This window comes from Beggiatoa alba B18LD, assembly GCF_000245015.1.
Classification (GTDB): Bacteria; Pseudomonadota; Gammaproteobacteria; order Beggiatoales; family Beggiatoaceae; genus Beggiatoa; species Beggiatoa alba.
In genome coordinates this window covers 2,663,967-2,689,843 of the sequence record NZ_JH600070.1, presented here as the reverse complement: position 1 = coordinate 2,689,843, position 25,877 = coordinate 2,663,967, and the positions used below count along the sequence as shown (strand labels likewise).

The window sequence follows — 25,877 nt, the reverse complement described above, 5'->3', positions numbered from 1 at the left end:
AGTTTAAAGAAAGGATAAGGATTGCCACCCATGTCAAACGCATTTGCAACATTAATCGGTGAAGCAGGTGATTTTGCAACGGTGATACGCGCCGCTCAAATGATTGCGTTAACAGATGCGACCGTTTTAATTTTGGGAGAAAGTGGCACAGGTAAAGAATTATTAGCCCGCGCAATTCATCAAGCAAGCCGTCGTCAACAAGCAAGTTTTGTGACAATCAACTGCGCCGCGTTACCCGAATCGCTAGCAGAATCGGAATTGTTTGGACACCGTAAAGGCGCGTTTACAGGGGCAGATACGCATAGACAAGGACGCATTCAAGCCGCCGCAGGGGGCACTTTATTTTTAGACGAGATTGGAGAATTACCGCTCAGTATTCAAGCTAAACTCCTACGTTTTTTAGAAAATGGCGAATGCCAAGCAATTGGTAAAAATACCCCAGATAAGGTCAATGTGCGCGTAATTACTGCAACAAACCGCGATTTATACGCCGAAATGCAAGCAGGACATTTTCGCCAAGATTTATATTATCGATTAAATATCGTCCCTTTAGAATTACCCCCATTACGCCAACGCAAAAGCGATATTAAAGGCTTAATTCAACACTTTACCCAACAATTTGCCCAGCAACACCAACGCACAGCCCCAAGCTACAGCCCCGCAACTTTAAGCGTTTTGACCCAACATGAGTGGGCGGGCAATGTGCGCGAATTACGCAATTTATGTGAACGTTTAGTCTTATTCCATGCAGGACAACGGTTAGAACCTACCCATTTACCCATTGAATATCATCAAGCGACAACACCAATAAAAACCAGCCCGCTTCCCTTTTTTAATGGTTTTCCTGATGAAGGTATTAACTTAGTTGAGGTAGAAATCATGCTCATCCGTCAAGCCTTAACAAAAACTTACGGCAATTGTAGCCAAGCCGCGCGTTTACTTGGCTTAAGTCGAGACACACTCCTATATCGAATTAAAAAATACGGCATTGTCTGAGCCTTTATTCAACACAATGGTTTTATCCGCCTCATACCTAACAACAAAATTCAGAGACAAAATCATGAGCTATCCCACAATAGAACAATTTGTTGGCAATACGCCACTTGTCCGTTTACAACGCCTTGCAGGCAAAACCTCCAATACCGTCCTTGTCAAATTAGAAGGCAATAACCCCGCAGGCTCGGTAAAAGACCGCCCCGCTTTAAGCATGATTCAAGAAGCGGAATTAAGAGGCGAAATTAAACAAGGCGATACCCTTATCGAAGCAACTAGCGGTAATACAGGCATTGCATTAGCCATGGTTGCCGCCATGAAAGGCTATCGAATGGTGTTGATTATGCCAGAAAATATGAGCGTAGAACGGCGGGCATCGATGAAAGCCTACGGCGCAGAACTGGTTCTCGTGCCCAAAGAAGGCGGGATGGAAGCTGCGCGTGATTTAGCCTTTCAAATGGAAAAAGATGGTAAAGGCAAAGTCTTAAACCAATTCGATAACCCCGATAATCCCCTCGCCCACTACAAAACCACAGGCCCTGAAATTTGGCAAGCCACACAAGGCACGATTACCCATTTTGTCGCCACCATGGGCACAACGGGCACGATTATGGGCGTATCGCGTTATTTAAAAGAACAAAATCCCACTGTTAAAATTATCGGTGTTCAACCCGCGACAGGTGCGAGCATTCCAGGGATTCGTCGCTGGCCCGTCGAATACCTGCCAAAAATTTGCGACTTTTCCCAAGTTGACCAAATCATCGACATGGATCAACCCACTGCCGAAGAAACCACTCGCGCCTTAGCCACGCAAGAAGGGATTTTTGCAGGAATTTCCTCTGGTGGCTCAGTCGCTGCCGCCCTACGAGTTTCACAAACCGTAGAAAATGCTGTGATTGTCTGCATTATCTGCGACAGAGGCGACCGCTATTTATCTACAGGGGTTTTTCCTGCTTAATCTAAGCCTCATCATTTTATCGACTTTTGAGAATAGGCAAGGGTGAGACGGTTATGAGCGGTATTAAAGAAAGTTACGTACAACTGCGCAATGCAGACATAGACCGTTTACTAGATACCTGCGAAACGGTCGACGATTTATCGGAACGTATCGAGCAACGTCTCTCCCAAGCCAGTAAACACTTCCGCCACGAATTAGACCGCCATTTAAACGAAGTGGGTTCACGTCAACAAGCCTTTGCCGAAACGCTTGCTACTTTAGACTTAGGCGAAGCAATTCAAGCCATAGAACAGCAATATACCGAACAATTACAAAAACTCGCGCAAGCCTTTCAACAACAAATCACCGAACAATTGCCCCAAAACAGCGGACACTATGCTGCCTTAATTCAACAAAAAACCCGCGAATTTACCAATGCACTGGGTGCGCAACAACATCAATTACATCAAGAATTAAGCGAAATAGCCGAGCAATTATACGCGCAACACCTGAACGAAGCCGACCAAGCGCAACAATGGGTTACAATCACACAAGCCTTGTTACAGTTTTTACAAAGCCATTACACACACCATCCACAATTTTTCCCCTTTGCCCTGCAAAAATTACAAGGTGAATTGCTATTAGCACAAAGCAATTTAGTACAGAAAAATTACCAAGCCACCATTGCCAACAGCCAGCAAACATGGCTAGCCGCGCAAAATCTACGCTTACAATTAGAACAGAAAGAAGTGGAATGGCAGGCTTATTGGCATTCTGCTCGCTATAGCGTATTAGAAACCCTTGCCATTGTAGAAGCACAAGCCCAATTAACCATTGCCGTTGGTTCAGGCAGTGAAGAAACGCAAACCGCAGTCGACGTTGATTTCTGGACAAAAGGCAAATATGCTGAATTATATCAACAAGTTCAAACTTTACAATGGCAACTAGAAAATCGTGATTTTATGCCAATTGAAGCGTTACAACAGATTTTGCAACAAATGGCAAATTATCAACAAACTTTAGCGAATTTAGTCGCAGAAGCCAAAGAGACATTATTAGCCTCACAATTGCGCAATAATATTGGGCAAATGATAGAAGAAGCCTTATATGAAGCAGGTTGGGAAGTGACTGATGCAACTTATGAAGGCGAAGACTTTCGAGAAGCGATGCACTTAAAATTAAAAAATTATCAAGGTGACGAAATTGTTACTATTATTAATCCAGACCCAAATGCGGATTATTTAATGCGGAATAAATTAAACATTTTATTTTTTGACCGTTCGAGCAATGATGACACCTCCCGTCAAGAGCGACTACGACATATTATCCGTGTTTTACGAGCAGGTGGATTAGAGTGCACCCAACCTGTCTGCGTTGCGGGCACAGAAAACCAAGCGAGCATGGAAACGGAACGTTTAGATTTTACGCAAATTCGTCAGGGTAAAGCAGCCCCATTAACAACGAGACAGCGTTAAAACATTATGATTTACTTGAATATACACTCAATAAACCTATTATGAATTGCTTGACATCGTAACGTTTTATGTTATTTACTGTGATGACTGTTATTTTTTTAAAATAAGCTATCTTGCTTACTCTCTTTATCTTATATTGCTTTTTAAGTTGAAAATTCATGATGTCGTTTAAACCCCTTTCTTTAAGTGTACTCATCAGTTTATTGTCTGCCCATGCCGTGTTTGCCCTTGAATCAACTGAGGCAAATCATCGCGCGACGCTTAAAGTTGCGACGACGGAAAATGCTGATAATACCGTCACCGTTAAAGCCAATGCAGGAACAGCCAGCGATACTGAAGAGAATGCGAAAAACCCAGAAAATAGTGAAAGTAGCGCGACAACAGACGTAGCAACCAGCGAAGACCGTTTAGCAACTTTATTGAAGTTGTTGGAGCAACTGAAAGAGAGTAACCCCGAACTCAGTCGCCAATTGGTCGAAAAAGTTGAGCAACATCAATTACAAATTTTGCAATTGCAACAAGAAAAAGAATTACTCAGTTTACAAAATGAATTGTTGCAAGAAAAAAATCGCTTCGCATTAGCCCAACTCACTGCCAATAAAGAGCGTGTAGAGTTAGAAAATGCCTTACAAGTCGCAAAACAGGCTCAAGCCCTTGCAGAACTTAACGATAAAAAAGCCCGCTTAGAATTAGAAAATGCTATTCGTGAGCAACAAAGCAAATTAAGCTTTGCTGATAAAGAGGTAGAAAAAGCCCAACTCGCTGCGCAAAATGCGCTACAAGAAGAGAAAAATAAAGTCATTGAGTTGAAAATTGCCTTAGAAACAGCACAAATAGCACATGAAACAGCAAAGCTAGAATATGAAAAGGTTAAGCAAGCCAGTATCGGCGATTTAACTGATAAGCTAGTCAAACGGGAACAACGGGCATTATGGGATAGTCAAACCAACAAAGCCCCAGAGTATTTACAAGACCCGTATGTCAATGGTGAGTTAATCATCAGTGACCGCCGAATCATGATTACAGGACCTATCTTACCAGGTAGCTCTATGTATGTGACTGAACGACTTTCTTATTTTAATAATAAAAGCGCAGAATATCCCATTTTTCTCATTATTGATAACTGTGCAGGCGGTTCAGTCATGGAGGGCATGCAAATCATAAAAGCCATGCAAGCCAGCCAAGCCCCTGTTTATGTAGTGGTTAAATCCCTTGCCGCCAGTATGGCAGCCGTCATTGCAACCACCGCAAAACGTTCATTTGCATATCCAGATGCGATTATTATCCACCATCAAGTATGGAGTGGATTTTTGGGGAATTTAACCCAGCAAAATGAGCAAGCAGCGATGATGCAAGAATGGTCGCGACGCGTGATGGAACCCGTTGCAAACAAAATGGGGATGAATTTAGAAACGCTGATTAAAGAGATGTATAAACATAATTCCGATGGCAATTGGCGGGAGTTTGCAGATAAAGCCGTGACACTTAAATGGGTTGATACCGTTGTCGAAAATGTACGAGATACTTCTTATATCAAGCAACCACAAGAGCCTGAAGTTGTTGCACCAGATGTTTTACTGTTCTCTAACCATGAAAAATTAGATACCAACGGGAAAAGTTATTATCAATTGCCACCCTTAAGTGTGATGGACATGTACCATTTATATAACCCTGATAATTATTACCGTTACTAACTTTACCGACGAATGCACACCGCTTTTAAAAAAACCTATTGGATAAAATCCGATGGGTTTTTTTATGAAATGATTCACAACACCGATTTTAATCGTGCATTGCTACACATGAAACAATATAGTAACCGTACCATTAAGTGATTTAAATCTAGGACTGCCAGTCCCCCATGTCGTTTTATAATACGTTTGCTATACATTTTCCTCTCACTGCTTCAAGATACTTTTCTAAATGGATAACCGAAACTGTGTACTAATTGTTGATGATGAAGAACATGGACGCGATGCATTAGAAATGCTATTAGCTACCGAAAATTATCAACTTGCATTCGCTTCACACGGTGAAGAAGCACTGCGGCAAGCACAAGCCGTTATTCCAGATTTGATTCTCTTAGACGTGATGATGCCCGGAATGGATGGTTTTGAAGTCTGTGCATTACTCCGTGCAAATAGCAAACTGGCAGAAGTCCCTATTTTAATGCTGACTGCCCTAGATGACCGAGAATCGCGCCTCAGAGGCATTGAGGTTGGCGCAGACGATTTTATTACTAAACCGTATGACCGTGTTGAGTTACGAACGCGCGTGCGTACCATCATGCGCCTAAATCGTTATCGTCGCCTTGTTTCGGAACGCTCACGCTTTGAATGGGTGATTGAAAACTCAGAAGACGGTTATCTACTCATCAACGAATACGACGTTGTCCAATACGCTAACCATCAAGCCAGACTCCTATTAAATCTCTCCACCCCCCTCACAACTGAAAAAATCAGCTTTCTCCCGCAAGCCTTACAAACCTATCAAGCTGAACCTCATCATGCATGGCAAGGTTGGGAAACACAAAAAACCAATATTGCTGAACAACGTTATTTAGTTCGCCCAGAAACCCAACACACCCCGCCACTGTGGCTATTAGTTGAAGTGTTAGAGCTACCCCTATATAAACAAGGCAGTATTCTCGTTCACTTACAAAACGTCAGCGAACGCATGAACTTACAACGGCAAATGTGGACATTTCAAACGATGGTATCGCACAAATTACGCGGACCATTAAATGGACTGGTCAGCCTGCAAATGCTGGAACAAAAAAATATGGATTTATCCAGCGAGCGGGCGCATTCCCTCTTAAAAATTGCCCGCGAAAGTGCAAAACGTCTGCAAGACCAAATTTTAGAAATCCTCCGCTATATCGACGTTGGGCAAATGGTGCGCGTAGATGGCAAAACACCCATCGAACAAATTGCAGAAATTACGACAAAAATTCGCTGGGATTTAGTCCTAGAAAACATTGAATTACACATTGCTGACGAATTACACAATAAACTCATTAATCTCTCCCATGAATCTTTAGAACTGATTCTGAGAGAATTACTTACCAACTCAAAAAAATTTCACCCCCAACAATCGCCTTGCATTCGTATTGATATCAATCCCTGCACCGAAGAACAAATTTTGATGACCGTCATCGACAACGGCGGACATCTCAGCACCGAAGAATTACAAAAGATTTGGATGCCCTACTATCAAAGTGAAAAATCATTCACAGGCGAAGTAAAAGGCATGGGGCTTGGTTTACCCATGGTTGCAATGCTGGTCTGGAATCGCGGCGGCTCTTGCCAACTCACAAACCGAGAAGGACAACAAGGTGTACAAGTGACACTCACGCTCCCTTTTTCAAACTAAACAAGATGAACAAAACCATTAAAATTAATTAAACCCCGCTAAAAATAATGACCCACTAAACGAATTATCACTGCTGTAGATTTTGTATGAAAACACTAACGCTCCTCGTGTTTGATTGGGATGGCACACTGGTCGACTCACAAGCACGCATCATTGCCAGCTTTCAAGCAGCTATTCACGACATCGGACTTGATCCTATAGACGATTCCGCAATTCGTAATATTATTGGCTTAAGCTTAGAACGCGCAATTTATCAACTCATTCCACAACTCAGTGCAGAACAATATCAACAATTTAAAGACCATTACCGCCATTACTACTTTGCCGAAGACACCCTGCCCGCGCCTCTTTTTACAGGCGTGACCCAAACACTACAAACCCTATATGACGCAGGCTACTGGTTAGCCGTTGCAACAGGCAAAGCACGACGTGGACTAAACATTGCGCTAGAAGAATATCAACTCAACCGATTTTTCCACACCACCCGTTGTGCTGATGAAACCTATTCCAAACCCCATCCACAAATGCTATTAGAAATCATGGATGAACTAGGCGTTATGCCCAACGAAACGGTGATGATAGGCGATACAGAATACGATTTACAAATGGCACACAACGCAAAAACCAGCGCGATAGCCGTCAGCTACGGCGTACACGAAAAAGCACGTTTACTGGCTTGTCACCCGCTACACTGCCTAGACTCACTCACAGAACTTCCCCCTTTTCTCAAAATCTTAGAGGACTAAATCGCATAACCGAACAACCCTAAACCACCAACAACCGACTATCGTTTACCCTCTACAAAAGTCATACACTGTGAGTCCTATGAAAAACGCTACCGATTCGCAATTTAGACAACGTATAGCACAAGTCAGCGCGCGCCTCATGGTGCAAGAAGGCATTGAAGACTACCACCTTGCCAAATGCAAAGCCGCGACTCAATTAGGCGTACCCAATACCCGCAACCTACCCAGCAACAGCGAAATTCAAGCAGAAATTCTTATTTATCAACGCCTATTCAAAAGCGATACCCAGCCACAACTTGTACAAGAACTACGTGAAACCGCTATACAAGCGATGCAACTATTCAAAGCGTTTTCCCCTCGTTTAACAGGCTCAGTCCTACTTGGAACAGCAACCCCACACTCAGATATTAATCTCCATCTTTTTGCCCATTCTCCCGAAGAAGTTGCACTCTTCCTTGTTGACAATCGCATCCCCTACGAATTAACCGACCGTAAATTTCGCATCACCGCCTCAAGGGAAATTAACAAAACGGTCAATTACCCCTGCTACTACTTCGTTGCAGGAGACCACAATGTCGCGCTCACCGTCTTCAATATAGACGACATTCGCTGGTCGCCGCTAAGCCCAACCGATGGCAAACCCATGAAACGCGCCGATTTGCCCGCAGTAGAAAAACTATTACAAGCAAATTGGATAACCTGACGTAAATAACCTGAGTTCTGCAAGGTTCTGTTAAAAAGACAAGCGTTTGTCTGAAATCAGGATTAGCAGGATTTAAACCTTAAAACAAAAAAAATTAACGCGAATCAATCTTTTCAATCCTGCTAATCCTGATTCAGACAAAAAAAGACCTGCTAGATTTTGAAAACCTAGCAGGTCTCTGTTTTATTTTATAAAACTCGCCGAACTCAGGTTCAGGTTATTTTATTTTGTAAGATATAAAAAAATATGAAAATCACCGAGATAATAACGATTTTTAGACTGCGCAATAAACACGTCAACTTTACTAAAACCAATAAGATAAAGTATATCGACAATATCAATCCCAAAATCATGAAAACACAAAATGCCACTATTATTGATTGGGTCGCCATGATAAACAGGTTCTAATAAATGTTTCACCTGTAAATCAACACTATCAACATACGCCCTTGTCACTGTTGACTTTAAACGCGGATTAATCGGCGTTGTTAATAAAGCATGTCCACCCTGTTTTAACGTTCTATAAATTTCCGTTAATGCCAGCTTATAATCGCTCACATGCTCAAGTACATCAAACGATAGTAATAAGTCTAACTCATTGTCTGAAAATGATAACCTTGTTACATCTTCATGGCGAATTAATTGCCCTTGACAAGCATAAAGCTGCCCGCCGACTTTATCCCCGCCTAAATACTCACTGCCAACCAAACCGTTTATTTTTTCTTTTAACCGAAAAAATAACGGAGTAACTGCCTCTGTAATATAAGCAGACTGTATTTTCTTTTTAGAAAACAACAGATTTACTAAATCAACCGTTGCGCGAGTTCTTGCATTAAAATGGCAAACTTGGCAAATCGCATCTTCTCGCCAATTAATAAACCCGCCGTTTTTAATGGCATCCACAAAAGCAGTAGAAATCGTCATTGTTCTCGCATCGTTACAAACACTGCACCAAGCACTAACAGCGGAAATATTTTGAGTAACAATCTGTTGCTCTAACGCCATTGTTGGCAAAAAGCCAATCGTATGAAATGCATCTACCTTCAGAAAAGGGCTTTCTTTTTTGGGGAATATTGAATGTTTGAAAAAACTAAATAATTTATTCATATAAAGTTTTTCTTTAGTTTTAAAATAGTTAGAGATATTATTAATCATTACATTAAATTAACGCCTCTTCAAGACGAAGCATAAGAAAAAATTTTAAATTTCTCTATAATATTAACTAATTGTTATTACTGAGATATTTATTACATAATGATATTATTAAACTTCTATTTACATATTGTTTATAAAGCTATTTCATAACTTCAGGAAATTACTTATAATCTTCATCAAGTTATTTACAGATGGGATTAAGCCATGAAAAATGTTTTTTTAGTAGGGCTTCTATATTTTTTTCCTTTTTATGCCTTCAGTGCAGAAAATTGCCGTCTTCAAACAGAACAAATACCTGATAACGCAATATTTACTCTACATTGCGCTCATTTAGACTTAGAAACTCAAGATGCTTTAAATACACAGTTTCAACAGTTACAAGCGCAACTAAGTAATACCCTCATGTTTAAAGATGCTAAACAAACCAATGCTAAAAATTGGGTAGCTCGTTATAACGATTTATCTAAAAATTTGGAGAGTTTGAAAAATATTACTAATGCTAAGGTATTGACCAACGCAAAAACATTATTAAAACAAGGGAATTTCTCTGACCTAGCTGTCTTATTAGACACTTTAAAAACGCCTGAGGGTAAAAAGACCAAACAAAATGCCAAAGTGCATTTTATGCTAGGGCAAGTTTATCTATTAGATAATAAGCCTGTACAAGCTCTGCCTATGTTAAAAGTGGCTTATGATTATTTTGATAATATTGAATACGGTGTGAAATATGCTGAATTATTACAGGAACAAAACGAGTACGAAGCGTCGAAACAGATATATAAGGACTTACTCAAAAGGTTAAAACAACACCCTGATGAAAAACAGCAAGATACATTATTACAGGTAAAAGACTATTTAGCATTTCTATATACAAACACCGAAGAACCAGCAGAGGCAGAAAAACTATATCGGGAAATTTTAAAATACTATAGAAAGCTAGCCAAAACAAAAACAAACGCAACATATTGTCTTTGCGAACTCGCAAGAACGCTCGGCAACCTTGCCAACTTAATTTCTGAAGACCCAAAACGCAACGAAGAAGCCGAACAAGGATATAAAGAATCTTTAGAAATTTACAAAAAATTAGCTAAAACAGACCCTATCTATCATGCTTATGTCGCAAAAGCACTTATTAACCTTAGCCATTTAATCGCTGAAAATCCCAAACGTACTGAAGAAGCCAAACAAGGGTATAAGGAATCTTTAGAAATTTATAAAGCGTTAGCTAAAATAGACCCTGCCTATAACGTTTATGTTGCCGATATGCTATTTGAACTTGCAGTATTAGCGACCAAAGCCCCCGACTGTAACGCAGCAGAGGTAGAACAACAGTATCAAGAGGCGTTAATATTCTATAGAGATGCAGCCAAAACTAACCCCGCTTACTATGCCTATGTCGCTGATACCCTCTACAACCTTGCTCTCATGACTGTTAAAGACCCTAACCGTAAAGCAGAAGCAGAACAACAGTATCAAGAGGCGTTAATATTCTATAGAACCGATTTGAAATGTTTAAAAAGAAGCGATTCGTTTAATCATGAGTCTGATAAAACACAGTTTCAGTTTAGCGTTAGCATTCTCAAGAGTCCGTTCAAAGTTCTTAACTAAGGACTTACATCGCTCAACCCAAGCATTAGAACGTTCTACTACCCATCTTGCTTTAACAGGTACAAAGCCTGTCTTACCTTGTGCTAACTTTTCTTGCTTATTGGGCTTGGGAGATAACTCAAACTGGATTTTACTCAGAATATCAGGATAAATTTTTTCTAACGCTTCCTGAATACGCACAGGATGATAGCCATTATCCAAGAGAATTGTCGTTTTAGGCATCTCTAAAGGTTTGTTCCTGAAGTAATCGATATTCTCCTTGAACAGCTCAATCAATCCTAGGTCATCATTGATATTGGCTTTTGTACAGCGTGTAAACAAGGGCAAGCCTAAACTATCAACGGCTAAGTGTCTTTTAATTCCATTGGTAGCTTTGTAAAAGCAGAAGCCTTTACTTTGACGACTCGCCAGACAAGTATTTTTCACCGCTTGGGAATCTACTATGATTAGGCTTGTATATTGAGCGTTTTTTTTGATTGCGTGCGGGCATTTTCATGTAAGCCTATCATCAATTTATCGATAACTCCCGAAGCCCGCCATTGTTTATAATGCCAATAAACCGTTGAATAGGGAGGGAAGTCTTTAGGAAGGTCGCCCCAATGGCAGCCATTTTTGAGCTGATAAAGCATTGCATCAAATAGCAGGCGATAGCCCCATTTATGCGGACAGGTAAGCTTTTTTTTGGGCAATAACGCATTTAAGAGGGGTTCAACCACTGCCCATTCTGCATCTGTTAGGCTACTTGTGTAAGGACTCTTTTTGTTTTGTTTTTTCATCTTTTACATTTTATCTTAGACTTCAAATAGGTTCTATAGAGATGCAGCCAAAACTAACCCCGCTTACCATGTCTATGTTGCTGATACCCTCTATAGCCTTACCCAATTAATTGCCAGAAATCCCAAACGAAGCAAAGAGGCCGCACAAGGATATAAAGAACTCTCCATAATAAGTAAAGAATTGGTTAAAAATAACCCAACCTACCGCACTAATCTTGCATTGAGCCTCTATAATCTTGCTTACCTAATAGATGATGATCCTAAACAACAGGAAGAAGCAGAACAAAGCTATCGCGAAGCATTAGCAATTTATAAAGACTTAGCCAAAGACAACCCAAATTATAATGATGATATTGCTGGAATTCTCTTTAACATTGCTCGATTAATTATCAAAAATCCCAAGCGAAGTGCAGAAGCAGAACAAACCTATCAAGAGGCTTTAGCAACATATAAAGAGTTAGCTAAAACTGACCCCGCCTACAGCAATGATATTGCCGATACTCTTAATAACCTCGCGCTAATAATTGCTAAAGACCCCTCACGCAAAGAAGAAGCAGAACAAAACTATCAAGAAGCACTTACAATCTATAAAGACCTAGCTAAAACAGACTCTTATTACGACGCCGATATTGCTAGAACAACTTATAATCATGCATTATTAATTGCCAAAGATACCAAGCGAAGTGCAGAAGCAGAACAAAGCTATAGAGAGGCTTTAGCAATCTATAGAGACTTAGCTAAAACTGCGCCCAACTACAGCAAAGATATTGCTAAGGTTCTTAATAACCTCGGGCTACTAATTGCCAAAGACCCCACACGCAAAGAAGAAGCAGAACAAAGCTATAGAGAGGCTTTAGCAATCTATAGAGACCTAGCTGAAAATAATCCCGATGTTTTTCAAGCACGTGTTGAAAGAGTTCTAAATAACCTGAATGAATTGAAGGCTAAAGACTCAACATGGACGTATCTGCTTAAACAGGTTTTTTTCTAACTAATCTGAGTTCGGCGAGTTTTATAAAATAAAACAGAGACCTGCTAGGTTTTTAAAACTTAGCAGGTCTTTTTTTGTCTGAATCAGAATTCACAGAATTTTCAGAATGAGCAGAATTAAAAAGCGTGATTCACATTAATTTCTTGGTTTAAGGGGTTTAAATTCTGTTAATTCTGAAAATCCTGATTCAGACAATGTTTTAATTTTGTCTGATGAATCCTGATGAAAAACAAGAGAGTAATCTCTGTCAGTCCTTCAACCCTTTTCGCGTGTTCCAACAGACCTGCTAGGTTTTGAAAACCTAGCAGGTCTTTTTTTGTCTGAATCAGAATTCACAGAATTTTCAGAATTAAAAACATTAATTTCTTGGTTTAAAGGTTTTAAATCCTGTTCATCCTGATTCAGATAAAAAAGACTTGCTAGGTTTTTTTAAAGATACTTGCCAAGCGCAGCTTATTCAGTCACCTGAAAAATAAATGGTTTACCGATAACAAGTTCTGTCATATCCCCTACACGATAGCCTGAGTAAATGGCGACATAGCCGATAAAGCCTGTTAGTGCGCCTTGCCAAACTAAGTTTTGGTAATTGCTGTTCAATGCTACTTTTGGACTGCCTTCTAAATGGTTTAAACGACCATCCCACGCTTTCCAGCCTGCCTCAGTGTATAAGTAATCAGTGGTAATCAATCCATTAGGATGAATAAGGAATGCACCGATAAAGTATTCACCTGCTAATCCTCGATGAGTGCGGTCTATTACCGTTTGTACGGTTAGGCTAAATATATCTGTATTTTTCAGTGGTTGGCTTGTGTCTATCAGCGTTGTTGTATCAAAACTTGCCGATAATTGTCCGATGGTTTGGGCATCGATGACATTTTGAACTTGAATCTTAATATTTGCCGTTAATACTTCGTCGTAGTTGAGTGCACGGCTTTCAACTTGGAGAGTGAACTCGCGGATATTGCTTTCATAATCTAGGGCTTGACTGTTTGCAACGTAGAGAATGTCGTCAATAAGGCTGAATGTACCATTTGCATCATTGCGGAGGCGATATTGGTATTGTTCATCTTCATGTTGTGGGGTGAGTAATCGCCCGATTGGCGTACCGTTGATGCTGTTTTCTAGTACGCTGTTATGTGTGAGGACTATGGTATCGGCAGGAAGTTGTAAATCTTGAACGTTAATCGTAAAGGTTTGTTCATAGGACGCGCCTGATAGGTCTGTGCTACGTATGGTAATGTCGTGCGATTGTTGCTTGCTGTAGTTAATGAGTGCGCCATTTTGGACTACTAGCTGATTGCCTTTAATTGCAAAACGTCCTTCTAAGTTATCCAGCAAGCTGTAACGGAAAATGTCTTCTTTATCTAAATCGCTTGTACTTAATACGCCAATTATTTGATTAGGCACGCTAAACTCTTCAACTTGGTTATTGCTTAGTTGTATCGCGGTTGGGGCGCGATTGTTATTTACTTGTAGTTGAATAATTTGTGTTTGTAGGAGTTGTCCATCTAAGCGATAGCCGAAGTCTAGTTGATAGATGCCTGTTAAGAATACTAAATTGCCTGAAAATAGTTGCCATGTGCTGTCTGCTTGTAAACTCGTATTGAGTGCAAGATTGACCGTGACATTGTGTTGTTGGGTATTTTGTAGATTATGCCAGTTGTAACTAACGACAATATCAGCATTTTTTCCAATAAGTTGGCTAGGTACAATTAAGCGTCCTGTTAGGGTGACATGTTCAGGGGCATCGATGACGAGGTTATTGCCACGAACACCGCTACCTGTTACCGCTTCGCCTTGTATGATGGGGGTAGTGTTGTTAGTTTGTGGATGTACCGTGATGACAAAGGTTTGTGTGATGGATAACGCGCCGCTGTCGGTGCTACGTACTTGTATGGTCAGCGTTGGTGTCGTTGTCGCGTTGAGTACGGCGGTTGTATAAAGTGCGTTGCCGATAAGGCTAATCAATCCGTTAGCATTATCTAAGAGTTGATACGTGTGTGTATCGCTTGTATCTGTATCTAGGGTATTGAGATAGCCAATTAGGGTATTGCTAGGCAAGCCTTCATTTAGATTGTTGTTAGATAAGCTAATCCCTGTTGGGGCTTGGTTGGTTGTTGCGGGTAGCCCTGTACATGTTAGAGGATAAGTGACTGTCGGCTGACTTGGGTCATTGGTGTTTAAGGTCAGTGTCGCGCTTAGGTTTGTGCTTGTGCTGGGGGTGCAGGTTATCAGCAGGGATTGCGCGGGCGCACCATCGGCAATATCAAACGGAATGGTTGGGGATGTTATCGCAAAATCATTGCTGTTTATGCCTGTTAATGTGGCGTTGCTAATGGTTAATGTGCTTAAACCTGTTTCGAGAATGTTCAGGGTATTGCTGATACTGTTACCGACAATTGCAGAGCCAATTGCCAAGACATTGCCGACACTGGGGATAGAGTCATATCCCGCGACAGGGCTTGTCGTGCCTGTGCAGTGTAGTGTGTAGCTAACAGTGGGTTGTGTTGGGTCATTGGTGTTGATGTTTAACATGGCTTCGCGTAGCCCATCTGCACTGGGTTGACAGTGTAATGTGAGCGTTTGCGCGGGGCTTCCATCGGCAATTGTTAGCGGGAATGCTGGCACTAAAAGGCTAAAGTCACTGGCTTGCGTGCCCGTTATGCTGAAGTTGTCGAGGATTAAGTCAGCATTGCCGATTTCTTGAAGAGTGAGCGTTTCTGTGCCACTAGTTCCTATTAAGTGTGTTCCAAAACTTAGGGTGCTATTGGGGATGGGGGTGCTGGCGTAAATCGCTGAACTACTGGGATTAGTTCCTGTACATTGTAAGGGATAGCTAGGCGCGGCTAGGCTTGTATCGTTGGTGCTAAAGTTTAGGGTCGCATTCAATGTGCCTGTCGCGCTTGGCATACAGCGAATTGTGACGGTTTGGGCAGAACTACCGTCGGGCAATGTGAGCGGGAAGCTGGGACTGATAATGCTGAAATCGCTGGCATTAGTGCCCGTTATGCCTGTTAAAGCAACAGTTAAATCGGCTGTACCTGCTTCGCTGATGAGTAATTGTGTGGTCACTGCTGTTCCTATCATGGCAGTCCCGACATCTATTAAGCTACTGGCGACAGGGGAAGAGTTATAAACCGCACTGCTAGGATTAGACAAGGTTGTTGCAGAGGCTTCAAGGCTATTCGCGCTTAGAACAAGGTTACTATTATTTGCATGGGGTAATGTTTCTGTGGCGACGACAAAATAGTAAGTTGTGCTCGAATTTAAACCTGTCACTGTAAAGTTATTAATCGTTTTATCGACTGTACTGGCTATCAGACTGTAAGCACCGCCTGCCGTTGTTGAATAGTAAATTTTGTAATGTCCACTATCTGCTGTGTATAAAATCGGTGTCCATGATAGTTGAATTTGACTACTAGACAGGGTTGTTGCAACGAGGTTGATAGGTGCAACGGTTTGTGTTGTATCCCAACCTGCTTGTTTACTGGCGACGAGGGCGGCTTCTCCGCTACTGGTGGCAGAGATTGCATTGTAGGAAATATCTAAAACGACTAATCCAGTTAATCCAGAAATTGGCGGGAAAGTCCCTGAAAAGATATTACCTTGTAATTCAATCACGGTGAGTGTGCTTGGTAATGTGGGCACAACGCCTGTTAAATGATTGTTATTAACGTGTAACAAGTTCAGATTAATGGGTAAGCTCGGCAATGAGCCTGTTAGCGCGTTATTGCTGATGTCTAACGATTGCAGGGTATTGGGTAATGTTGGAATAGCACCGCTTAAAGCATTGTCTTGTACATAGAAAGATAATAGGTTAGTAAAGCTGAGTAGGTTAGGAATATTACCTGTTAAATTGTTATTAAACAGGCTTATATCGTTCAGACTTATTGGTAAATTGTTGGGAATTGAGCCTGTTAGGGCATTATTGCTAAGAGATAAGACACTTAAGAAGGTTAAAGGGCTGTAATCAACCAAATTGCCCGTTAGATTTTGTGTGTCGCGTACAATCGCTGTGACATGTCCACCGCTACATGTGACCCCTGTCCATGTTGTGCAAGGCGTTAAAGTACTGTTCCAATTATTGCTTGCACTATCTGTCCAATTTATCCCATTATTATTATTGTACATATCAAGCAGAACGAGACATTCCGATTCTGGTATCTCTGATTGTGCTTGACAAAGTGAGCCTGTGAATTCAATAGCACCAATATCGCAACGAGGATATGTAGGACGTGTTGCATCGATTTGGTCTGTGGTAATTGGCGCGTTATTGCTAAAGAGCGGATTTGTACCACTGCTGATAAACGTACATCCTGCGTTATTACCCGCATCAATCGCGGGGCTACTGACAGCAAGTGGAACATAATAAGGCAATGTTGCCGTAGGCGTATTTAAAACCGTTGTGCTGACGCTGGTAATGTCTGTTGCAATCCAGCCTGTACTACTACCAACATTATCGATGAGATTATAGCCTGTACTATTAACCCCGCCTGATACGTTTTTATCCCCCCCGCCTGTATTAAAGGCAATCATCGTATTTTGAATATTAATGGTTCCCCCATTGTTATAAATTCCACCGCCATCAGTTGCATTGTTAGTCACAAGCGTATTACTACTTAGGTTCACCGTTGTTGGGAGGTCTGCATAAATTCCTCCCCCTAGATTCGTGACCGAATTCGAGAAAAAGCTGGTATTAGCAATATTAACGATTCCTTTCGCAAAGATAGCGCCGCCATGATTAGCATTATTGTTGAGAAAACTGCTATTCAAAATATTGAGGGTACATGTTGAACATGTCCAAATTGCCCCGCCTTCGCTACCTGCTGCATCGTTATCCATCAAAGTGACATGGTCTAAATGGGCAATATTTAGATTGAGAATCGCGCCGCCACCAGTACCACTGGTATCTTTCCCATTCTTTAATACGATATTTTCTAAATATAGCTCCCCAACAGGGGGCGTAATTTGGAAAAACTTATCGTTAGCATCGCCATCTATCGTTTCATCACCCGTTAAACCGACAATTGTCAACGGTTTATCAATGACAATTTGCCCACTTGTTAAGACGATGGGAATCGCGCCTGTATTCAGCGAGATGATGTAATTAGGACAAATTCTTGCCACAGCATCGCGCAATGAACCTGAACCGCTATCCGCAATACTTGTCACAACCATGTCACTGGTTATACATTCAGCAATCGTGGCAGAAAATTCAGAGGTGTTATTATTAAGGCTATGGGTTGCTGTCGCAGTAATAAAGGGTTTACTGGCTTGTGGGGTATAGGGAAAGGTAAAAGATGCGTTTCCGCTTGCGTCGGTTGTCACGGTGGTTGAACCTAAAAAGGTTTCACCCTCGCCATATCCTGAACTGTTCGCGTTTGTACTGGCAAAAAATTCTAGTTTAAAGTTCTCACTAGCATGACTGGATAAAGTGCCTATGATATCTGTTTTATCGGCGACGCTCAAAATGGGATAATTTTGTTGTAGATTACCCCCTGTCGGATTATCAGGGCTATCGTTAGCAGTCACACCATCGGCAGATAAATCAATGCCTAATCCTACATGATTAAAAATCGTATTTTCCGCTAAGGGATTATTAAAGCCTGTTGCTGTAATGGCAACACCAGTGCCTGTATTATTGATAATCGTATTACGCAATAACTGATTGTTAAAATCTAAAATTGTTACACCATTACCATTTGTATTTTGGATGGTGTTATCACTGATAACAACAACACCTTGTCCATCTAATTTAATGCCTGAACAAGGGCTTAAACTTGTGCAGTTTGCAATACTACTTGTACCAATTTGATTATATTGAATCGTTCCCTGTGTGGAATCAGGTATTGTTAGAATACCGTAGCCCTGATTACCCGCAATGATATTGCCCGCCGCGCTGTGGTTGCCACCAATTAAAAAGTTTTTAACATCCTCTAAAACAATTCCGCTCCCCCCATTTGCAACGGCATTGCTGATACTGCGATTCGTACCAATATAATTGCCTTGAACATTGATAAATTTGCGGTTTATCAGGTGAATACCATGGCTAGTATTCCCTGAAATCACATTGCTTGCTGCGGGATATGTACCACCGATATCGATGGTTTCAGCATCTAAATAAAGCCCTACCCCATTGCCTGCACTGCTTGTCCCTGCTTGGTCAATACCAATAAAGTTGCCTTGAATCTGTAAATTATTCGCAAAGCTACTAATCCCGCTGGTACTAAAGTGATTAATCACCAGACCTTGAACAAGGCTGTTTAACGCGGGGGGCGAGAAATTTAAACCATCGCTAGGGCCTACAATGCCACTGCCGTCTAACACAACGCATAAATTGGCATTATTACCACTGCCCATCGCCAACGTGTTTTGTGTTGAGCTAGGTTGGGTGTAGCCATCAATCACTAAAGATTCTGAAATAGACGGCAATACACTGCTTAATGCAATGGTTTGTGGACATGCGCCAGCAAGATTGAATTCAATTCGGTCACGCCCTGCGCTTGCATTTGCATCTAAAATCGCTTGACGCAGAGAGCCTATACCACTATCAGCAGTCGTGCTTACGGTCAGGGCAAAATTGATGAAAATATTACCGATATTGTAAGAAGTGGAAAAATTATTAGGCGGGATTACATCATCAATTAAATCAGACCCTGATTTAATATCATGAAAGCTTCTATTGCTACCACTGATTGAACCAACAACAAAGGGCGGATTTTTCAAGGTAATTTGTATTAGCCCTGAACTATTTCCCCCTGTTGCATCCATACTCACATTAGCATCGACACCGCCAGATACTTCTAAACTATCCGTTAAAATTTGAATCGTTCCACCAGCCCCATTAACGCCTAAACTGCGAACATCCGCGTTTGAAATAGAAGCCAAACCATTTGGAATATTGAGCGTGATAATGCCCGCTTGTCCCGTATCTACAGAAGATATAGAAGACGCATCTAATGAACCCGTTAAAACATTTCCACCTGAATTAATCGTGATATTGCCCGCATTATTGGCGATACCTGTGCCAGTCGTGCGTGAAGTAGCATCTATATTATTCGCATTAATATCACCCACAGGCGCATCTAAGATAATACTACCCGCAGTATTAACATTAATCGTTGAACCGACAACAAAAGAACGACTTTGTAATTCACCTAATGAAAGCTGACCCATTGCACTAGCAAAACGGATATTGCCGCCCATCCCTACCGCAACACACGGTGTTGTACACTTAGATTCAGTAATAATCTTTCCTGTTACAATATTTACATCAATATCATTATTAGCTTCTACAACAATATCGCCACCACTACCTGCAACACTGCTAGAAAAATCACTGTCTGCATATAAGTTTGCAAGCGTAACTCCACCATTCTGCGCACTAATCGTAATATCGCCCCCATTTGTCAAAGCCGTTGTATTATCTGTTGAACTATCGATTGTCCCCAGTACAATATGACCGTTAGTTGTTGTTAAACTAACGCTCCCGCCTTTTGTGGTAATATCGCCACCACCCACAATCCCCATGCCTGCCTTAAAATTGATAGTCACATCCTGACTTGTTGTAATAGCAGTATTCACTTGTACTTGGTTTCCTGCTATTGCTTGTAATACTGTGCCTGCATTCAAAAAATTCACGGATTGATTGAAAATAATATCGTGAGACGCTTGTAAAATAATTGAACCTGATAAACTGCCCAATGTTGTGGCACTGACGGTGATTGTAGTCGGCGTATCTGATTGTAAAATTTGATTATCGCTCAATGTCCCTGCTGGCGAATCTACGGCACCGATAATTAAATCCGTCGGGTCAAGTAAAATAGTCCCCTGCTGACCTGTCGGTGCTAAAGCAGCAACATCGACATTTCCCTGAAAAGTGAGTTTATTCTTACTAGAAACTTCGACAAACCCGCCTTGTGTGTGACCTGTTGCTTGAATATGTCCGTGAAATTGTGTGTCTTCATCTGACCAAACAATCACTTTTCCACCTAATTCTGCGCCATTACTACGCACAATCACCGTTGGATAAATGGTTGTTTGCTTTGCCGTGCTTAACTTACCTAAGCCTTTAAAATCACCTCCGATAAAAATTTCTCCCCCTTGCACCAAGCCCGAAGCCTCTAAAACCGCAGGGGCAAATAATTCAATTTCCCGTGCTAAAACATAAATTTTTCCGCCTGTTTCAGATTGCGTGCTGGCGTTAATTTCTTGATTAATTTTTAAATTATGTTCTGATTGTAAATAAATTTCGGGGCTACGTAGGGGAGCATTAATAATAATTTGCGCTTTAGCCCGTAAGCGAATGGCTTGAGAAGAAATTAAGGGCGCGTTAATAACTATCGTTTCGGCATTAATTTCAATGGGTTTATCATCACTTTGTATTGTGTTATTGATAAAAAAAGGAGAGGGGAGACCGCGTTCAATTGCGTGAATGGTTAGAAATGGGTAGCAAAGAAAGAACGCTCCCCATAAAAAGGAGAGTAAGCGTGCTGATAACATGAGTTTTCTATCCAAGTAGGAAAAAATAAAACGAGAGAATGCAATTTAGCGAGTTTAACGCACTGCAATATATTTTAGAGGTATCTTAAAGATAGCGTGTGGTCAAAGGCTTTTTACAACAAAATGCAGTCGTTATGCTTGTTTTATCAGATAATAATTATCTAACTCAGTGCAGTTTTATCAAGAGATGTCAACAAACCTCTTCCTAACCTAAAAACTGTTTTATAACGCTATCACCCAATTGTTAAATGGTAGCGTTTTTTTATGTAAACATCCTATTCCGATGATTACCTAGATAATAATCTCTCTGGATTTCCTACCGAGATAGCTAGATTTTTTATGTCCATAAGGCACGAATGCCAAAAAATGCAGTATCTTTCATCCGACGCGCAACACTTTTGAGAACAGGGGCTTGTGGGTTGATGCAAAAGGTCATGCTTAATAAAATTCGCCGTTCATTTTCCCCAAGTTTCGTCGCCTTGTGTAACACTTTCGCACCTTCAAAAATAACCAACGTGTTAGGCGGGGTCGGAATCATTATCGCTTGCTCTTTTTGTTTAATCCACAATTGGGCGGATGATAATTCGTGTTTAAGATAATTTTCGTTAACCAGTGGCAATAAAACGGTGTAGTGCTTGCCTGTATAAAAATTGTGGTCGTAATGCCAATTAATATGGTCGCCCACCCGTTCATAGACGAGTAATGAACAAGAACTTTGGTCATGTAACGGCGTTGGTACAACTAAACTACCAACCACTGCCGAGCAAATTTGTTGCAACGTAGCTGAGTGATAAAAAGCAATTAATTCAGGGGCTAACTTGTGTAAGGCTTCATAAGAAACCGTTCCACCTTTTTTATGGGTTGGTAAGTAAGAGCGTTCAGTATAAAGAGAACGTACAGCCACATCGTGAAGCTGTTTAAACAACTCATCAGGTAAAAATTGAGGGATTTGCGCAATATGCTGGTCAAATGTGGGTAAATCTTGGCGAGGATAAGAGAAGCTGACTGGGTAGCGTTTCAAGATGTCTTGTTGTAAAACTTGTACTTTTTTATAGCGCGATTTTTGGCTAAAAAATAGGAAGGCATAAAAGCCCGCTAACGTCACAATGATAAAACATAGTAGGTATAACATTTGTCTCGCGTCCAGTTATAGAAAATTTTATCTATCAAAGAGTTAATCCTTATTATCCAGCAACTGAGTATTCTAGCGAGTAAAAATGACGATACTGTTAAATCAGTTTTTTCATCTTTAACTTGCCGAAACGATTGAACCGCCTGAATCTGCCTCTTTTATCGTAAACGTACCATAAAGTGATTTTTAGGACTGGCAGTCCTCCGCATCGTTTTATAGTGCGTTTACAATAAACCCAGTGCTAATCCTGAAAATCCTGTGCTTCCGCGATTGCTTTTTTTCTTCATCATCTTTGTAAAATAGCTAAAACGATTTTACGCCTGAACTCACGGTTTAATTTATAAAATCTCGCAGAACTGGGGGTAAATTACATATCGCTTTACTTGTCGTTATATATTAATTAATATAACGGTTTGTGTTATAAATCATTTAGGGTAATAGTTATAAATGTCTGAAAAACAGGATGTTATAGATTTTTCTGCTCGCACTCACACCATATTAGCATTTATGTATGCTGTACCTATAAGCACTTTAGGTGGATTGATTGGTTTAGGAGGGGCTGAGTTCCGCTTGCCTGTTCTGGTGGGTGTTCTACGTTACAATATCAGTCAAGCTATTTCGATTAATTTGTTCATCAGTTTAGTCACATTATTAATAGCCTTTTTTGCAAGAAAAAGTGTTCTGTCTTTAGAACCTTTATTGCATTTTATACCTGCAATGTTGGCGTTAACATCTGGAGGAGTTTTCGCCGCCTTTTTTGGTGGGAGGTTAGTTACCTCTTTATCAAAAGAACAATTGGAAAGGCTTATTATGTGGTTACTAAGCTTTATTGGCTTATTATTAATAATAGAAGGTTTTATGCCAGAAAGTTCTGTTGTCTTACTACCAAATAGTTGGTTATGGCATGTAGTTGCTGGCATCTTGTTAGGGATTGGTATTGGATTAGCGAGTAGTCTATTGGGGATTGCAGGCGGAGAATTAATTATTCCAACATTAATTTTGGGGTATGGAATGGATATAAAATGGGCAGGTACAGCAAGTTTGTTAATTTCTTTACCTATTGTGATGACGGGTGTTATTCGTCATCTTAAGCATGGCGCATATCAATCTTCTAAGGTTTTTACAAATACCCTTGTACCGATGAGTATCGGTTCTGTCATTGGCGCAATGATAGGTGGAATTTTAGTTGGTGTTATCGCCCCTACACTGTTAAAAATTTTATTAGGTATTATTTTAATAATTTCAGCAATTAAGATTTTTCTACATTAATCCGAGTTCTGCGAGTTTCTGTTAAAAAGACAATAGCTTGTCTGAATCAGGATTTTCAGGATTTAAAACATTCGTTCACATTAAGTCTTTTATTTGAGGGTTTTAAATCCTGATTCGGACAATTTTTTAAAAGAAGTCCGTAGAACTCAGGTTAGTTAAAGTTCTGTATCAAATTAAGGTACTTCTAAGGCATTGCATTGTAGTTGTTTGATTTGGTCACGCAATGCGGCGGCTTGTTCAAATTCTAAATTTTCTGCATGTTTGTACATTTGTTGTTGTAGTTGTTTGATTTTTTTCGTTTGTTGTGCAGGCGTTAATCGTAAATAAGTGCCGACTTCTTCTGCAACTGCATAGACATTTGCTTGTGATGCACTTGGCGCGACGGATACACCGTTGATAATGTCACGAATGGCTTTTTCAATTTTACGTGGCACAATCCCATACTTTTGATTATGTTCTAATTGTTTCTCGCGTCGTCTATCCATTTCCGCAATGGCGCGTTGCATAGAACCTGTGATTTTATCCGCATATAAAATCGCTTTACCATTAACATGACGGGCAGCACGTCCGACTGTTTGAATCAGTGATTTATCGGAGCGCAAAAAGCCTTCTTTATCCGCATCAAAGATGGCAACCAGTGATACTTCGGGCATGTCTAAGCCTTCGCGCAGTAGGTTAATCCCGACTAAGACATCAAAAACCCCAAGGCGTAAATCGCGGATGATTTCCACCCGTTCCACCGTTTCTATATCGGAATGTAAATAACGTACTTTTACGCCGTTATCGGCTAAATAATCGGTTAAATCTTCCGCCATGCGTTTGGTTAAGGTGGTGATTAAGACGCGCTCATTGATTTTAACCCGTTGTCTAATTTCAGATAAAATATCATCAACTTGTATCGCTACAGGACGAATTTCAACCGTCGGGTCAACTAAACCTGTCGGACGGACAACTTGTTCAACCACTTGTTGCGCGTGTTCAAGTTCGTATTGGCTGGGCGTTGCAGAAACATAGATAGTTTGTGGGGCAAGCTTTTCAAATTCTTCAAATTTTAAAGGGCGATTATCTAACGCAGAGGGTAAACGAAAGCCGTATTCGACCAGCGTTTCTTTACGGGCGCGGTCGCCACGATACATGCCGCCAATTTGTGGCACGGTTACATGACTTTCATCAATGATTAATAAGCCGTTTTCGGGTAAGTAGTCGAATAAAGTGGGGGGCGGTTCGCCTGCATCGCGTTGGGATAAGTAGCGCGAATAATTTTCTATACCTGAGCAATAGCCTAATTCAACAATCATTTCTAAATCGTAAAGCGTGCGCTGTTCTAAGCGTTGCGCTTCGACCAGTTTGCCCTTGTCACGTAATGATTCAAGCCGTTCTTTTAATTCATCTTTAATTTTATCAATTGCGTTTAGTAGGATATGGCGCGGGGTGACATAGTGGGTTTTTGGATAAATGGTTAAGCGGGAAACGATGCGCGAGACTTTGCCCGTTAGTGGGTCAAAATAGCTTAAACGTTCAATGTCATCGTCAAAAAGTTCTACCCGTATCGCATCGCGTTCTGATTCTGCGGGATAAATATCAATGATGTCGCCACGGACTCGATATGTACCGCGTTCTAAAGCAATATCGTTGCGGGCGTATTGTAATTCGGTTAAACGACGGAGAATAAAGCGTTGTTCAATCTTTTCTCCTTGAATGAGGTGTAAAACCATTTGCATATACCATTCAGGGTCGCCGAGTCCATAAATAGCGGAAACAGAGGCGACAATAATCGCGTCGGGACGCTCTAACATGGCTTTTGTGGCAGAAAGGCGCATTTGTTCGATATGTTCGTTAATCGAGGCATCTTTTTCTATATAGGTGTCGGATGAGGGGACATAGGCTTCTGGTTGGTAGTAGTCGTAATAAGAAACGAAGTATTCAACCGCATTATTGGGGAAAAATTCGCGCATCTCGCTGTATAGTTGGGCTGCAAGGGTTTTATTTTGCGCAAGAATCAGGGTTGGGCGTTGTAGGGTTTGAATCACGTTGGCAATGGTAAAGGTTTTGCCTGAGCCTGTAACACCGAGCAGGACTTGATGGCGGTATTGTTGTTCTAATCCTGTGATTAGTTGACGAATTGCAGTCGGTTGGTCACCGCTTGGGGTGTAAGTAGTTTGTAATTTAAAGGCATTAGACATGTTTATGTTCACACGTAGCACGCTTTATAGTATCC

At 40.9% G+C, this 25,877-nt stretch carries 16 protein-coding genes; 10 read left to right on the top strand and 6 right to left on the bottom strand.

Translation table 11 applies throughout. From position 1 onward, the window contains the following. Window positions 1–30 precede the first annotated feature (30 nt). The 7 genes from BEGALDRAFT_RS11005 to BEGALDRAFT_RS10975 all read left to right on the top strand — a co-directional run bounded on the left by BEGALDRAFT_RS11005 (window position 31) and on the right by BEGALDRAFT_RS10975 (window position 8,226). Entirely contained in the window at window positions 31–996 is a 966-nt protein-coding gene (locus BEGALDRAFT_RS11005; RefSeq protein WP_002689988.1) for a sigma-54 interaction domain-containing protein, read from the top strand. A gap of 64 nt (window positions 997–1,060) precedes the next feature. Next, complete coding sequence (gene cysM / locus BEGALDRAFT_RS11000) at window positions 1,061–1,951, top strand: cysteine synthase CysM (RefSeq protein ID WP_002689986.1); 891 nt, start codon at window positions 1,061–1,063, stop codon at window positions 1,949–1,951. 53 nt (window positions 1,952–2,004) lie between these two features. Beyond that, on the top strand, window positions 2,005–3,405 hold the full coding sequence (locus BEGALDRAFT_RS10995) for a hypothetical protein (protein ID WP_002689984.1): 1,401 nt from the start codon (window positions 2,005–2,007) through the stop codon (window positions 3,403–3,405). A gap of 158 nt (window positions 3,406–3,563) precedes the next feature. Further along, window positions 3,564–5,099 carry an ATP-dependent Clp protease proteolytic subunit gene (locus BEGALDRAFT_RS10990; RefSeq protein ID WP_002689983.1) on the top strand — a complete coding sequence of 512 codons (1,536 nt, stop codon included), beginning with the start codon at window positions 3,564–3,566 and terminating at the stop codon, window positions 5,097–5,099. 229 nt (window positions 5,100–5,328) lie between these two features. Then, window positions 5,329–6,777 (top strand): ATP-binding response regulator, encoded by a 1,449-nt coding sequence (locus BEGALDRAFT_RS10985; protein WP_002689981.1) that lies wholly within the window; start codon window positions 5,329–5,331, stop codon window positions 6,775–6,777. An 86-nt stretch (window positions 6,778–6,863) separates the two neighbouring features. Beyond that, on the top strand, window positions 6,864–7,523 hold the full coding sequence (locus tag BEGALDRAFT_RS10980) for an HAD-IA family hydrolase (protein WP_002689980.1): 660 nt from the start codon (window positions 6,864–6,866) through the stop codon (window positions 7,521–7,523). Between the two features lie 79 nt (window positions 7,524–7,602). Further along, window positions 7,603–8,226, top strand: a complete 624-nt coding sequence (locus tag BEGALDRAFT_RS10975; RefSeq protein WP_002689978.1) for a hypothetical protein — start codon at window positions 7,603–7,605, stop codon at window positions 8,224–8,226. Between the two features lie 222 nt (window positions 8,227–8,448). Here the strand turns inward: BEGALDRAFT_RS10975 and BEGALDRAFT_RS18270 are convergent, their stop codons facing one another. Beyond that, the gene (locus tag BEGALDRAFT_RS18270) at window positions 8,449–9,333 is read right to left on the bottom strand and encodes a class I SAM-dependent methyltransferase (RefSeq protein WP_157237578.1); all 885 of its coding nucleotides are present in this window, start codon (window positions 9,331–9,333) and stop codon (window positions 8,449–8,451) included. Window positions 9,334–9,585: 252 nt separating this feature from the next. Between BEGALDRAFT_RS18270 and BEGALDRAFT_RS10965 the strand changes: the two genes are divergently transcribed. Then, window positions 9,586–10,989 carry a tetratricopeptide repeat protein gene (locus tag BEGALDRAFT_RS10965; RefSeq protein ID WP_002689975.1) on the top strand — a complete coding sequence of 468 codons (1,404 nt, stop codon included), beginning with the start codon at window positions 9,586–9,588 and terminating at the stop codon, window positions 10,987–10,989. On the opposite strand, the gene BEGALDRAFT_RS18795 is transcribed toward BEGALDRAFT_RS10965, so the two are convergent. Beyond that, window positions 10,894–11,415 carry a transposase gene (locus BEGALDRAFT_RS18795; protein ID WP_198284588.1) on the bottom strand — a complete coding sequence of 174 codons (522 nt, stop codon included), beginning with the start codon at window positions 11,413–11,415 and terminating at the stop codon, window positions 10,894–10,896. The two genes, BEGALDRAFT_RS10965 and BEGALDRAFT_RS18795, sit on opposite strands and share 96 nt — an antisense overlap. Before the next feature lie 20 nt (window positions 11,416–11,435). After that, the gene (locus BEGALDRAFT_RS10960; protein ID WP_040294833.1) at window positions 11,436–11,765 is read right to left on the bottom strand and encodes a transposase; all 330 of its coding nucleotides are present in this window, start codon (window positions 11,763–11,765) and stop codon (window positions 11,436–11,438) included. 181 nt (window positions 11,766–11,946) lie between these two features. Here BEGALDRAFT_RS10960 and BEGALDRAFT_RS10955 point away from each other — a divergent pair, with 181 nt between their 5' ends. Then, complete coding sequence (locus BEGALDRAFT_RS10955) at window positions 11,947–12,756, top strand: tetratricopeptide repeat protein (protein ID WP_050978436.1); 810 nt, start codon at window positions 11,947–11,949, stop codon at window positions 12,754–12,756. Between the two features lie 453 nt (window positions 12,757–13,209). On the opposite strand, the gene BEGALDRAFT_RS10950 is transcribed toward BEGALDRAFT_RS10955, so the two are convergent. After that, window positions 13,210–21,258, bottom strand: a complete 8,049-nt coding sequence (locus tag BEGALDRAFT_RS10950) for a beta strand repeat-containing protein (RefSeq protein ID WP_002689971.1) — start codon at window positions 21,256–21,258, stop codon at window positions 13,210–13,212. Between the two features lie 337 nt (window positions 21,259–21,595). Beyond that, window positions 21,596–22,390: a hypothetical protein gene (locus BEGALDRAFT_RS10945; protein ID WP_002689970.1), complete on the bottom strand. Its 795-nt coding sequence runs from the start codon at window positions 22,388–22,390 to the stop codon at window positions 21,596–21,598. A 447-nt stretch (window positions 22,391–22,837) separates the two neighbouring features. On the opposite strand from BEGALDRAFT_RS10945, the gene BEGALDRAFT_RS10940 reads away from it, so the two are divergent. After that, a complete protein-coding gene (locus BEGALDRAFT_RS10940; protein WP_002689968.1) occupies window positions 22,838–23,659 on the top strand; it encodes a sulfite exporter TauE/SafE family protein in 822 nt (273 codons plus the stop codon). A gap of 173 nt (window positions 23,660–23,832) precedes the next feature. Here the strand turns inward: BEGALDRAFT_RS10940 and uvrB are convergent, their stop codons facing one another. Further along, window positions 23,833–25,842, bottom strand: a complete 2,010-nt coding sequence (uvrB, locus tag BEGALDRAFT_RS10935) for an excinuclease ABC subunit UvrB (protein WP_002689966.1) — start codon at window positions 25,840–25,842, stop codon at window positions 23,833–23,835. Window positions 25,843–25,877: the final 35 nt, after the last annotated feature.